This window comes from Frankia sp. CeTa3Moorea (assembly GCF_978021225.1).
Map to the genome: position 1 here is coordinate 38912 of NZ_CDXDOR010000018.1, position 13277 is coordinate 52188.

Genomic DNA, 13277 nt, shown 5'->3' on the forward strand with positions numbered 1-13277 from the left:
CACCGGCCGCCCCGGGCGGGATCACCTCAGGTCCGTGCGGTTGCCCGCGACATCGTGTGCTCGACCACCGCGATCAGTGCGCTCTTGGTGGAGTCTCGGTTGCGGGCGTCGCAGGTGATGACGGGAACGGCCGGGCTGATCTGCAGTGCTTCCCGGACGTCCTCGATCGAGTGCCGCAGAATCCCGTCGAAGCAGTTGACGCCAATCACGAAGGGCAACTGCCGCTGCTCGAAGTAGTCGACCGCGGCGAAGCAGTCGGCCAGTCGGCGGGTGTCGGCGAGCACGATCGCACCGATGGCTCCCCGCACGATGTCGTCCCACATGAACCAGAAGCGGTACTGCCCGGGGGTGCCGAACAAGTACAGGATCAGATCCTCGTCCAGCGAGACTCGGCCGAAGTCCATGGCGACCGTGGTGGTGGTCTTGTCCATCAGGTGGGTGAGGTCGTCGATGTGGGCTCCCGCCTCGGTCATGACGGCCTCGGTGCGCAGCGGGACGATCTCGGACACCGAACCCACGAATGTGGTTTTTCCGGCGCCGAACCCGCCCGCTACTACGATCTTCACCGAGGTCGTGGCGACGGCGGAGTTGACCCGCCTGTTGTCAGAGCTTTCGAAGGCCACTGAGAACCCTTTCGAGCAACGCGAGATCCGGTGCCTCGTCGCGGTCAGGCTGCTGGTGGACGCGGACGAAGCCTTCGTCCGCCATGTCGCCTACCAGCACGCGGGCCACCCCGAGGGGCACCCGGAGGCCAGCGGCGATCTCCGCGATGGATCGCACCTGCCGGCACATGGCGGCGATGGTCTGTTGCTCCAGGTTGAGGCCGATCGCTTGTTCCTCGCCGAGAGGCGTCGTGAAGACGAGTGCCTCGATGGCGAGTTCATAGCGCGACCGAGTGCGCCCACCGGTCATCGCGTACGGACGGACGACCGGCCCGGGCGTGCCCTCGGGATCGATACTCACCCTGACTCCCTGTGTTGCCGTCCGGTCACCGCGGAAGGGTTCCCTGCAGCTCGGCGCGCAACGCCGGGGTCAGGACGTCCTTCGCCCGGCTGACCAGCAGTGCCATCTCATAGCCGACCAGACCGATGTCGCAGGATGGTGCCGCGAGCACTGCCATGCTCGCGCCGTCACTGATTGCCATGATGAAGAGAAAGCCGTGCTCCATCTCCACGACCGTCTGGGTGACGCCGCCCGCCTCGAAGACGCGGGCGGCGCCCTGGGTCAGGCTCACCAGTCCCGAGGCCACTGCGGCGAGCTGGTCGGCGCGATCCCGGGGGAAGCCGTCGGAGACGGCGAGTAGCAGGCCGTCTGCGGACACCACGACGGTGTGGGCGACACCCGGGACTCGATCGACAAAATTGTTGATCAACCAGTTGAGGTTCTGGGCTTCAGAACTCACGGGTGTCACCGTTCCTCCTGCGCGTCACGTCGAGGATTCCTCGCGGTGTCGACTCCGACATCACGTCCCTGCCGTACGCCCTGGTAGAAGCTGGCAAGCCGGCCTCCTACAGCCTCAGGAGATCTGGCCGAGGTGTCGGCGGGACGCCGGCGGGGCGCGGGTTCGGCGCTGCCGGGCACGAGATGGGTCATGGGAACTCGCACCGGTAGGCCCGACCGCGTCACGCCGCCTGTGCTCGGTTGACGCAACAACTCGGCCGCCTGCCAGCCGGCGTCCCCGGGAGATGTCCAGTTCTCCCGGGACGGGGTCTGCTGGGGCGTTGCCTGGTGCTGTGTTGCCTGGTGCTGTGTTGGCTGGTACTGCCCTGCCGTCTGATGGTGCGGGGCCGTCTGACGCGGGGCCGTCTGATGCTGGGCCGCGAAGGCCGGGACGGGCGGAGCCGCCGACGGCGCGTCCGCCGCGGGCTCCTCCCGCGCCGGTGTCCGGGTGCCCGTGAGCGGATCGACTCCGGAGCGGGCGGGGCCGCGTTGCCCGAAGGCCCCACCGAGCCCCGGACGGACCGGGGAACGGGCCGGTGGCGCCGCCGTACCGGCATCCGGCCCGGTGGGGTGGGCTGCCGCGGCTGCCGTCGAATGCTGGGCGGGCGCCCGACCGGACGGCGAACGTCGCTGGAACCACGCCGACACGGAGTCGAAGATCGGCGACGTCTCGATGTCGTCGGTGTCCCGGTCCGCCGTGGTCTGTTCGCCGGTGTCCTCGCCGGAGATCGCCTCCGTCGCCCCGGTATCGCGGAACCGCCGGGACCCGAGCGCCGACGCCGGCCGGTCGCGGGGACCGGTGGACTCCATGGGCTCCGATCGTTCCTGCGGAACGGGCCGGTTCTCGGAGCGGGCGAACACACTGCCGGCCCCGGGGGTCGGCTCCTCGGCCGACGGGGTCCGCTCACCGGCCTCGGGCCGGGTCTGGCCGGGCGGTCTCGGGCCGGGCGGTGCCGGGGCGGGCGGTGCCGGGGCGGTGTCGGGCTGCTCGGTCCGACCGGGCCCGGTGGTGCCGCCGGGACGTGGTTTGGTCCCCCAGCGGTTGTCCCCGAACGACACCGGTCTCGTCTCGTCCGTGACCAGATCGTCCCGTCGTCCGAATCCGCGCCGGTCGATGGTCTGGGTGTCCGGTACGACGTCGGGGGGCGGTTCGGCGTCGGTGGCCGGGTCGAGCCGGCCACCGGGAGCGGTGCCGCCGCGACCGCGAAGGACATCGAGGTCGAGTTCCCGGTCGTTGAGTTCCCGGTCGTCGAGCTCCCGTGGGTCACGGGGACCGTCCTGCCCACCGGGGCCGGGCCGGTCCCGGTCCCGGGCTCCCGGGACCGGGTAGTCCCCGTCGTTTCCTCCCCGCCCGAGTAGATCGTGCGGCAGGGTCGGCGGAGCGGCGCTGGTGCCATCCGTCTCGCTGTCGCGCTCGGTGCCGCTGTCGAGGCCGGGGGTGAAGTCGTCCGGCCCGAAGTCGCGATTATCCGCGGTGGGCAGCGAACCCGTTCGGTCGGACCCGAGCTGAGCGGCGGCCAGCGGCCCGGTGAGCGGGAACGGCCCGGTGCTGGGGAACCGCCGGGGCCCACTGGAGCCGTCGAAAAGGCTTTCCGGTCCGGCGGGTTCACCTGCGGTCCGGTGCCCGTTGGCCCCGGTGCCGTTCGTCGGCGCGACCCTGCCGCCCACCGGTTCGGGAGTTCCCGAGCCGGTGCGCTCCGGCCGCTCCGGTGCACGCGGTCCGGTCGGGGAACCGGGGATGGCCGGCGCGTCGCCGGCGCGGGTTCCTAGCGTCGGCGCGGTGGGCCGGCCCGGTCCCGTGCCGGCCCCGCCGTCCCCGGTCACCAGCTTGGCGGGCAGCCGGACGACAGCGGTGATACCTCCGGAGGCGGACTCACGCAGCTGGACGTGGATGCCGTGGCGGCTGGCCAGCCGACCGACCGCGAACAGGCCCATGGTCCGTGACACCGACACGTCGACCACCGGCGGGTTCGCCAGTCGGTCGTTGACCCGTTCGAGTTCCTTGGCCGGCATGCCGATGCCCTGGTCCTCGATCTCGATCATCGCCCCGGCCCCCGGACCGAGCGAGCGGCTGGTGACGAGGACGCTGGTGGCCGGCGGCGAGTACGAGGTGGCGTTCTCGAGGAGCTCGGCGACCAGGTGGACGACGTCGCTGACACCGTTGCCGGCGATGGACACCGCGGCGGCCGACGTCTGCTTGACCCTGGTGTACTGCTCCACCTCGGAGATGGCCGCCAGTACGACCTCGTTCAGCGGGACGGGGTGTGTCCAGCGCCGAGCGGTGTCCGTGCCGGCGAGGACGAGCAGGCTTTCGTTGTTCCGCCGCATACGGGTGGCGAGGTGATCCAGCTTGAACAGGTTGGACAACTGGTCCGGATCCTGCTCGCGGTTCTCCAGCTCGTCGATGAGACGCAGCTGCCGTTCGACCAGTCCCTGACTGCGCCGGGAGAGGTTCACGAACATCGCGTTGACGTTGTTCCGCAGCGACGCCTGTTCGGAGGCCAGCCGGATCGCCTCCCGGTGAACCTCGTCGAAAGCCCGCGCGACTTCGCCGACCTCCTCGTCAGTGTCGATACCGACCGGTTCGATCGAGTCGTCGATGTCCAGCTCGGTGGAATCGCGCAACCGACGGACGGCCTCGGGAAGCCGGTGATCGGCGATGTCCAGCGCGGCGGTCCGCAGCGCCAGCAGGGGGCGGACCAGCGAGCGCGCGACGACCAGTGCGGCGAGCAGGGCGAGGGCCAGGATGAGCACGATCAGTAGACCGGACAGCAGCGCGTGGCGCTGGATGTTGCCCCGCAGGGTGCCTATGCGGGCGTCGACGAGGCCCAAGAGCTTGTCGACGGCCTCCGTACCGGTGTCGATGGTCTGCTGGGTCGCCTGGTCCCATTTCTCGGCTTCCAGCGCGGTCAGCGGCTGACCGATGGGCGCATTCAGAATTTCTTCGACATAATTCTGGGTGTTGCGGATGTCCCCGTTGGTCTCGGTGTCGACCGTCGGTTCGTAGACCGCGAGCTGGTCCGGTAGAGCGACGTTCTCGAGATCGTTGCGCTGGCGGCCCCGCTGGGTCTCGGCCGACAGGAACTCGCGATAGTCGTCTGCCGTGAGGACATGGTTCCCGTTGCGGGTGAGCAGGCCGTGGATAAGTGCCTGCTCCTCGGCGAGAAGCTCCGTCCCGGACATCAAGAAGTAGGCCGTGTTGACCCCGGCGTTGAGCTCCTGGTCGTCATTTCCCTGCGGGATCAGCCGGATCAGGTTGATCAGCGAGTTGATGATCGGCTGAAAGGCGGTCTCGACCGCCTTCCTGTCGATCAGCCTTTCGATCGTCTGCCGCTTGGCGGGCAGCGTGTCCATCCGGCTGCTGATGTCGTCGAGGGCGCGGCGTACCTCGCTGCCGAAGGATCCTCGCCGCTCGCTGGCAGCTGACTTGTACGCCTTGTAAGCTTCATCGACCGCCGCCCGGCGGGTTGGAATCGTGCTCCCGTCCCGGGCGCCGACGGGACCGCTGGCGATGAATCCGGTGCTGTAGGTGCGCTCGGCCTGCAGGGCGTGGACCAGCCCGGACGCCGAGCGGCTGATCTCGGTCAGGTCGGACATCCGGTTGACGTCCCGCGTGCTCGTCAGCACCGTACCCGCCTCGATGGACGAGTAGGCGAGGATCGCGATGACAGGCACGGCCAGAATCGCGATCAGCTTGGTGCGTACCCGCCAGTTGGTGGGGTTGGCGGCGGCGCGGTGAAGGCGCGCCAGTCCCGACCCGGCTGGGTTCGGTGGCGCGGCGAATCGGCCATCGCGCTGCCCGCCGTCTTCGGCGTCCACGGGCGAACCCGGCGCCACTGTCGGCTCCGAGTCTGCGGCGATGCCCGTGCTGCTGGCCATCGGTTGTCTGCGCACGTACCTTCGCAACCTCTCCGCCAGCCTCCCGGAACAGGTCGTACCAGGATGGCTCGGTATCGGGCCCGGATGTCCCTTGTCAGGCACCATAGCGGTACGAAGTCGGCATCCGAAAGGCGCCCACCGTAAGCGCCTTGGTGGCTGCACGTCAGTTGTCGCTACTGCGCGCGGAGTCACCACTACCGTAACCGCCGGGGAAGCCCGACATCGGGCGTCACTGATGATCGAAGCGCTTGTCGGGGTCAGTGAACCGGACTGAAGACGCAAACTCGGCATCCTAGACATCTCCGACATGAGCCCTTACCGCCTTCGCGGCGGCGTCCGGCGTGCTTCGTCTGTTCCGGTGAAGGCCGTGGGAGATGGTTGGGCGCCTGGGCGGACCGGTGGGGTCGCCGTGTCCGTAGGCTTGCGGGGTGAGTGAGTTGCAGCGTAGCAGTGCTGGTCGCGGTGCGGAGCCGCCGGATACCGGCGCGGTTCGGGATGTTCCGCGGTCCCCGGCGGACGGCCCCACCGGCCCGTCCGCGGTGGGGCATCCGGGCTATGACACCGTGCTGGTGATCGATTTCGGTGCCCAGTATGCCCAACTGATCGCCCGGCGCATACGCGAATGTCATGTGTATTCGGAGATCGTCCCGTGGGATATGTCGGTGGACGAGATCCTCGCCCGGCGTCCGTCCGCACTGATCCTTTCTGGCGGCCCGAAGTCCGTCTACTCGCCTGGCGCGCCCCGGGTGGATCCTGCGTTGTTCGCTACCGGAGTGCCTATTCTCGGTATCTGTTATGGCCATCAGGTCATGGCTCAGGCGCTTGACGGCGCCGTCGCGCGCACGGGAACCGCCGAGTACGGAGCAACTCGTCTGTCGGTGTCGGGTCCCGGGGTTCTCTTCGACGGTCTGCCCGTTGTCCAGCAGGTCTGGATGTCGCATGGCGACTCGGTGACCGCCGCGCCGCCCGGCTTCCGGGTGACGGCTTCCACACCGTCGGCCCCGGTCGCCGCCTTTGAGGACCCCGCGCGTCGTCTCTACGGCGTGCAGTTCCACCCGGAGGTGGTCCACAGCGAGCGAGGCATGGACGTGCTGCGGCACTTCCTGTTCGTGGGCGCGGGCTGCCGGCCCACCTGGACAATGATCAACATTGTTGACGAGGCTGTCGCGGCCGTCCGGGCCCAGGTCGGGACCGGACGGTTGATCTGCGGCCTGTCCGGCGGGGTGGACTCCGCGGTCGCTGCCGCGCTCGTGCACCGGGCGGTGGGAGACGCGCTCACCTGCGTCTTTGTCGATCATGGTTTGTTGCGGGCCGGCGAGGCGGAACAGGTCGAACGCGATTTCGTCGCGACCACCGGTGTGGATCTGGTCCATGTCAAGGCGGCCGACCGGTTTGCCGCCGCGCTGTCCGGAGTGACCGACCCGGAACGGAAGAGGAAGATTATCGGCCGAGAGTTCATCCGGGTCTTCGAGGAGTCCGCCCGCGAATTGGAGGCCCGGGCGGAGGCGGAGGGCGCGACGATCGACTTTCTCGTGCAGGGGACATTGTATCCCGACGTGATCGAATCCGGTTCGCCGACGGCCGCGAAGATCAAGTCTCATCACAACGTCGGCGGACTGCCCGAGGACCTGCGGTTCGGTCTGGTCGAGCCGCTTCGGACCCTGTTCAAGGACGAGGTCCGTCGGCTCGGCGAGGAGCTCGGGCTGCCCGAGGAGATCGTCTGGCGCCAGCCGTTCCCGGGCCCGGGCCTCGCCGTCCGCATCATCGGCGAGGTCACGCCCGAGCGGCTCGACGTGGTGCGGGCGGCCGACGCGGTGATCCGGGAGGAGATTCGCAAGGCCGGCCTGGACCGCGAGATCTGGCAGGTCTTCGCGGTGCTGCTCGCCGACGTGCGGTCGGTAGGCGTCCAGGGTGACGAGCGTACGTACGGCTTCCCGATCGTCCTGCGCGCGGTCACCAGCGAGGACGCGATGACCGCCGACTGGGCCCGGCTGCCCTACGGCCTGCTGGAACGCATCTCGAACCGGGTGGTCAACGAGGTGCCGCAGGTCAACCGGGTGGTGTACGACATCACCTCCAAGCCCCCCGGCACGATTGAGTGGGAGTGACGATCCCGGATCGGAGCGCGTGCCCGTCGGGCGACCCCCGCCGACGGGCACGTTTGACGTCCGGGCGGGACCGGAGCACCCTGGATGATGTGACCCCGCACGAGATGGCCATTACCTAGGCGCGCGACCGATCATCGGGTCCGCGCCTCGCCCTTCCGCCTTGTCCTGGTGGGGGGCTTTTTTGTTGCCGCGGTCATGGTGGGGTGGCCGCTCAGCCGCCGGGAGATGCTCCATGACCGCAGCAGCCGCAGACGACCGATCGGTAGCCCCGGACGCCGAACTCTGGGCGTCGGACATCCGCGCCGCGGCCCGCGTCCTTGCCGGGGTGGCACGACAGACCAGAGTCGTCCGGGATCTCGCCCTGTCGGCGGCGATCGGTGCGCCCGTCTGGCTCAAGTGTGAGCACGAGCAGCACACCGGTTCGTTCAAGCTTCGGGGTGCCTACCACCGGGTGGCCACCGCGGATCCGGCGACGCGGGCCCGGGGGGTGGTGGCGGCCAGCGCCGGTAACCACGCCCAGGGAGTGGCCTTCGCGGCCGCGACCTTCGGCGTCGAGGCGACCATCTTCGTGCCGGTGGGGGCCAATCCGGTCAAAGTGGCGCGGACGCGCCGGTGGGGCGCCCGGGTCGAGAAGATACCCGGGGGGGTGGAGGCGGCGCTCGCGGCGGCCGCCGCCTTCGCCGCCCGGGGAGACCGGCTGCTGGTCCACCCATTCGACGACCCGAGGGTGGTGGCCGGGCAGGGCACGATCGGCTTGGAGTTGCTCGATCAGGTGCCCGATCTCGGCACCGTTCTGGTCGGGGTGGGCGGCGGAGGACTGATCAGCGGGCTGGCTGCGGCGGTGCGGTCCCGGCGCCCCGATGTGCGAGTGGTCGGTGTGCAGTCCGTGCTGTCGTCGGCGTTCGCCGCGTCGCTGCGGGCTGGCCGGCGGCTCCCGGTGCCCCCCGGTGGGGTGGTGACGCCTGGTGCCGGAACGACGCCTGGTGCCGGAACACTGTGGGAAGCCGGGACGATTCCGGGCAGCCGGACGTCCGAACAGCCGACGGCGCCACGTTCGTCACGGGTGGTCTCGGCGTTGACCACGATCGCCGACGGTATGGCGGTGAACGCTCCCGGGGTTCTGACCTTCGCCCTTGCCGCACGCCTGGTGGACGAGATCGTCACGGTCGATGAGGCAGCGTTCTGGGAGGCGATGGTGTTGCTGCACCGGGCCGGCCACCAGGTGGAACCGGCCGGCGCCGCGGGGGTTGCGGCTTTGTTGCGTCAAGGTGATCTCGCGCAGGGCCCGACGGTGGCGATCCTGTCGGGCGGCAACATCGACCCGGGGGTGGCCAGCAGGGTGAAGGCGCTCGCGGCCATCCCGCCGAGCGCGTCGAGCACCGCGTGACCGCGTGACCGCCGGTGGGCCGGGCGTTGACGCGGACCACGGCCATCGACGACCCGCCCTCGCGCGCGGGGCGGGGCGGGAACGACGGACAATAGGCTGGTCAGCACGCGGGTCGACGACCACTGGGCGTGGACGCGTGATGGTCATGTGGTGGCACGGACGCGCGAGGACCGCGGCGGGGTGGGGCTGTCGGTGCATCTCGCGAACCACACCGCGAACCGGGTCGTCGGGTGCGCTCCGGGCATGCCGCGGTCCGACCCGCTCGACGTCGAACGTACGATCGGAGTCCCATGAGCGGCTTTTTCGGCGATTCCCACGGCGGCGGATCCGGCATCGCCGGGTCGGTCGGGACGGATGTCCACGGCGGTGCGCACGTGCCCTACGACCTGTTCGGCCCAGCGGTGCTGGCGCCGCCGGTGGGCGGGGACGGGCCCGGTGACTCCTCCTCGCCGCGCCTGGATGCCGAGGGTCTGCTCGACGGGCTCAACCTGCAGCAGCGGGCGGCGGTGGTGCACATCGGAGCACCCCTGCTTGTCGTCGCGGGCGCGGGGTCCGGCAAGACGCGGGTGCTGACTCACCGTATCGCGTATCTGCTGGCTGCCCGGGGGGTCCGGCCGGGGGAGATTCTGGCGATCACGTTCACCAACAAGGCCGCCAGCGAGATGCGCGAACGGGTCTCGGCACTGGTCGGTCCTCGGGCGCGGGCGATGTGGGTGAGCACCTTCCACTCGGCCTGCGTGCGCATCCTGAGGTCCGAGGCGAAGAGTCTCGGGTTCAGCTCGACCTTCTCCATCTACGACGCTGCCGACGCGCAGCGTCTGATCACTCTGGTCACCCGCGACCTCGATCTTGATCCCAAGCGGCATCCCGCCCGAGGTCTGGCGGCACAGATCAGCAACCTGAAGAACGAACTGATCGACTGGGAGGCCGCACGGGACCGGGCCACGAACCACCTCGAGCGGACCGTCGCCGAGGTCTACGCCGCTTATCAACAGCGGCTGGCTCAGGCCAACGCCCTCGACTTCGACGATCTGATCATGACGACGGTGAACCTCCTCCAGGCGTTCCCCGACGTCGCCGAGCACTACCGGCGCCGCTTCCGACATGTGCTCGTGGACGAGTACCAGGACACCAACCACGCGCAGTACGTTTTGGTGCGCGAGCTCGTCGGCCAGCCGGCGTACTTCGGTGGCGGGTCCGCGCCGGTGGAGTCGGAGGAGCCGGCGGCCGAGCCAGCGGCCGGGTCGGGTACCTGGGCCTCGGGCGCCGTCCCACCGGCGGAGCTGTGCGTGGTTGGCGACGCGGACCAGTCGATCTACGCCTTCCGCGGGGCGAACATCCGCAATATCGTGGAGTTCGAGGAGGACTTCCCGAACGCCGCGGTGATCCTGCTGGAACAGAACTACCGCTCCACCCAGACCATCCTCTCCGCCGCGAACGCGATGATCGCGCGTAACAACCAGCGCAAGGCCAAGCGGCTGTGGTCGGACGCCGGTGACGGTGAGAAGATCGTCGGATTCGCCGCCGACAACGAGCACGACGAGGCGGCCTTTGTCGCCGAGGAGGTCGACCGGCTCTCGGACGCGAAGCTCGCGCGGTCCGCCGACGTCGCGGTGTTCTACCGGACCAACGCCCAGAGCCGGGTGTTTGAGGAGATCTTTGTCCGGGTCGGGCTGCCCTACCGGGTGGTCGGCGGGGTGCGGTTCTACGAGCGCAAGGAGATCCGTGATCTCCTTGCCTACCTGCGGGTCCTCGTCAATCCCAGCGACACGGTGAACCTGCGTCGCATCCTGAACGTGCCCCGCCGCGGGATCGGCGAGCGGGCCGAGGCGGCCCTGGCGGGCTTCGCCGATGTCGAGCGGATCGGGTTCGCGCAGGCACTGGAGCGTGTCGACGAGGTGCCGGGGATCGCCGCGCGCTCGGCGAAGGCGGTGCGAGAGTTTACTGCGCTGCTCGCCGAGCTACGCACGGTGGCGGCCGACGACCCGGTGGCCGTGGTCGAGGCGGTGCTTGAACGCACCGGCTACCTGTCGGAACTCCTCGCCGAGGACACCGTCGAGTCCCAGGGCCGGGTGGAGAACCTGCAGGAACTGGTCGGAGTGGTCCAGGAGTTCACCCAGCGGCTGCCCGAGGGCACGCTCGCGGAGTTCCTCGAGCAGGTCTCGCTCGTCGCCGACGCGGACCAGGTTCCGACCGACGACGGTTCCGATGGTGTGGTCACCCTTATGACGCTGCACAGCGCCAAGGGCCTCGAGTTCCCCGTCGTCTTCCTCACCGGTCTCGAGGACGGCGTCTTCCCGCACCTACGGACCTTGGGAGATCCCACCCAGCTCGAGGAGGAACGCCGGCTCGCCTATGTGGGCGTCACCCGGGCCCGGACCCGGCTCTACCTGACCCGCGCGGTGATGCGCAGCGCCTGGGGCCAACCGGCCTACAACCCGCCGTCGCGCTTCCTTGGCGAGGTGCCGGACACGCTGGTTGACTGGCGTCGGCTGGCCGATCCCCCGCCGGCGCCCGCGGGGACGTCCTGGGGCTCGTCTGGCGGGTTTGGGCTGGGCGGGACCCGCCGGGGCGCCGCCGACGCCCCGGCGGCGCGTAAACCGCTACCGAACTCGCCGTTCTCGGGCCGCGCGCGGCCGGCCGCGCGGGCCGTCCTGGAACTGCGCCAAGGCGACCGGGTGACCCATGACAGTTTCGGTCTCGGGGTTGTCGTCGCCACCGGCGGGGTCGGTGACTCCGCCGAGGCGACCATCGACTTCGGCGAGAACGCCGGCACGAAGCGCCTGCTCCTGCGGTACGCCCCCGTCGAGAAGCTCTGACGGTCCCGAGGGTCCCGACGGTCCGGGCCGCCGGGACCGTTCCGCTCGGGGGACCGGTCCCGGCCGGTCCGCCGCCCCGGCGAGGCAGCTCGCGACCAGGTGGGCAACCTTGCCGCTGAACGCCAGGGAATGATGCCCGAGGCCCGGCACGGTGTGATTTTCGATGTCGAGATCGGGATGGTCGAGCGCCGCCTCGGCGGGCCGCACCACGCTGTCCAGCCCGGCGCCGATCGCGACGAACCGGGTCCGGCAGCCGGGGGCGGGTGCGGCGAGTTCGCGTAGGAGCGCCGATCCCGGCCGTAGCTGGGTGACGAGCCGGTACGGCACCGACCGGGGGACAAGCCCGGCGAGACGGGTGCCGGAATGAGGCGTCGCGAGAGTGATCAGCGTGTCCACGTACTGATCGCCCCCGAGTTGCTGCACGTAGTAACGGGCCACCAGCCCGCCGAGTGAATGGGCGACGATGTGCACGCGCTGCCTGCCGCTGTCCGCCATGGCGGCGTGCACGGACGCGGCGAGTCGGAGCGCCGCGTCCTGCACTGTCGGTACGAGCAGCGGCAGCTCCACCGTGCGCACCCGGCGGAAACCGCGGCGGCGCAGCGACCGGCCCAACCGGGTGAACACGGACCGGTTGTCGATCAGGCCGTGGATCAGCAGGATCGGGGTGCCTGCCGCGTCGGGAGCGTTGACCAGCAGGCTGCGGTGCAGGGGGGAGAGGGCGCTCAGCGAGTAGGGCTCGTGCTCGCGCGGGCGCTGCCGGCGCAGCGCACTCGCCGGGTAGAGGGCGAGGTGGGTGGCGATCCAGGCCGCTTCCACGGCGAGCCCGCGGGCGTTCACCGGGGTCGTGCGCAGGCCGAGGAGGACCGACCGCCCTGGAGCGGCGACGATGTCTGCGGCCACGGCCCGCCTCAGGCGGGCCGTGGCCGCAGCCAACGATGGCAGTATCTGCTCGCCGATGGCCCGCTCGCCTTCCCTCGCCGTACCATCCGGGCCGCCAGCCGTGGTGCTCGCCCCCAGGTCGGCAGATATCCCGGTGACCAAGTAAAGACCGGAGAGAGATACTACAGACTGTTAGGTAGCCCTGTCGACCATCGAGCCTGCCGCCGGCGCAGCCGATCGCCCTGGTCCTCCCGGCTCAGGGATGCGAGCAGCGATGCAGCGTCGCGCGCCGTCTCGGCCGCGGTGGTGGCGGACAGGAGCCGATCGGCGAATCCCAGCGCGTTTAGGTCGGTCGGCCGTAGCCCGGAGACGTTTGCGGCCCGCTCGACCGGTACCCGCAGCGTGACGGCGGTGCCCTCCGGGGAGAGCGCGGTGAAGTAACTGTCCGGGGTCATGGCCACGATGTCGGTGACCGCCGCGGCGAGAGCCCCGCCGGAGCCGCCCTCACCCAACACGATCGACAGCGTCGGCGAGGGGCAGGCCAACACCGCGGCCATCGCGTCCCCGATCGCCGCCGCGATGCCCGCGGCCTCGGCGTCCGCGTCGTTCGCCGCGCCGGGCGTGTCGACCAGGGTCACGAGACCGATCCCCAGCTTCCCCGCGAGCCGGGCGGCGCGGACCAACAACCGGTACCCGGCCGGCCCCGGGGCGTCGCCGCGACGGGCCCCGACAGCTACAACCACCGCACGCATCGGCCCTCCCCGC

The 13277-nt window shown here is 70.2% G+C and carries 9 protein-coding genes and 1 pseudogene; 4 read left to right on the plus strand and 6 right to left on the minus strand.

Annotation, left to right across the window (positions count from 1 at the left end; all coding sequences use genetic code 11):
• Window positions 1-26: 26 nt before the first annotated feature.
• The 4 genes from AC08OV_RS05840 to AC08OV_RS05855 are packed head-to-tail and all read right to left on the minus strand — an operon-like array spanning window position 27 to window position 5319.
• Window positions 27-623, minus strand: a complete 597-nt coding sequence (locus tag AC08OV_RS05840; RefSeq protein ID WP_462185733.1) for a GTP-binding protein — start codon at window positions 621-623, stop codon at window positions 27-29.
• Window positions 604-963: a DUF742 domain-containing protein gene (locus AC08OV_RS05845; RefSeq protein WP_476615482.1), complete on the minus strand. Its 360-nt coding sequence runs from the start codon at window positions 961-963 to the stop codon at window positions 604-606. Before AC08OV_RS05845 ends, AC08OV_RS05840 begins: the two co-directional genes overlap by 20 nt.
• A gap of 25 nt (window positions 964-988) precedes the next feature.
• Window positions 989-1411, minus strand: a complete 423-nt coding sequence (locus AC08OV_RS05850) for a roadblock/LC7 domain-containing protein (protein ID WP_011435096.1) — start codon at window positions 1409-1411, stop codon at window positions 989-991.
• Window positions 1408-5319: a nitrate- and nitrite sensing domain-containing protein gene (locus AC08OV_RS05855; RefSeq protein ID WP_476619418.1), complete on the minus strand. Its 3912-nt coding sequence runs from the start codon at window positions 5317-5319 to the stop codon at window positions 1408-1410. Before AC08OV_RS05855 ends, AC08OV_RS05850 begins: the two co-directional genes overlap by 4 nt.
• A gap of 539 nt (window positions 5320-5858) precedes the next feature.
• Between AC08OV_RS05855 and guaA the strand changes: the two genes are divergently transcribed.
• The 4 genes from guaA (at window position 5859) to pcrA (ending at window position 11633) form a co-directional block, all read left to right on the plus strand.
• Complete coding sequence (guaA, locus tag AC08OV_RS05860) at window positions 5859-7427, plus strand: glutamine-hydrolyzing GMP synthase (RefSeq protein ID WP_462187523.1); 1569 nt, start codon at window positions 5859-5861, stop codon at window positions 7425-7427.
• Between the two features lie 232 nt (window positions 7428-7659).
• Window positions 7660-8814, plus strand: a complete 1155-nt coding sequence (locus AC08OV_RS05865; RefSeq protein WP_476614863.1) for a threonine ammonia-lyase — start codon at window positions 7660-7662, stop codon at window positions 8812-8814.
• 150 nt (window positions 8815-8964) lie between these two features.
• Window positions 8965-9108, plus strand: a complete 144-nt coding sequence (locus AC08OV_RS05870; RefSeq protein WP_476614864.1) for a hypothetical protein — start codon at window positions 8965-8967, stop codon at window positions 9106-9108.
• Window positions 9105-11633, plus strand: coding sequence for a DNA helicase PcrA (gene pcrA, locus AC08OV_RS05875; protein WP_476619419.1), 2529 nt, complete (start codon window positions 9105-9107; stop codon window positions 11631-11633). The genes AC08OV_RS05870 and pcrA overlap by 4 nt, the downstream gene beginning before the upstream one ends.
• A gap of 384 nt (window positions 11634-12017) precedes the next feature.
• Here the strand turns inward: pcrA and AC08OV_RS05880 are convergent.
• Window positions 12018-12533 (minus strand): annotated as a pseudogene (locus tag AC08OV_RS05880) (esterase/lipase family protein); the annotation flags it as partial.
• Window positions 12534-12694: 161 nt separating this feature from the next.
• Window positions 12695-13277 (minus strand): carboxyl transferase domain-containing protein (locus AC08OV_RS05885; RefSeq protein WP_476619420.1); only part of this gene is annotated, 583 nt, incomplete at its 5' end.

Excerpts from the sequence above, each read along its gene's own strand:
- pcrA (WP_476619419.1), top strand. The coding sequence starts at position 9,105 with ATGAGCGGCTTTTTCGGCGATTCCCACGGCGGCGGATCCGGCATCGCC.
- AC08OV_RS05865 (WP_476614863.1), top strand. The coding sequence starts at position 7,660 with ATGACCGCAGCAGCCGCAGACGACCGATCGGTAGCCCCGGACGCCGAA.
- AC08OV_RS05855 (WP_476619418.1), bottom strand. The coding sequence starts at position 5,319 with ATGGCCAGCAGCACGGGCATCGCCGCAGACTCGGAGCCGACAGTGGCG.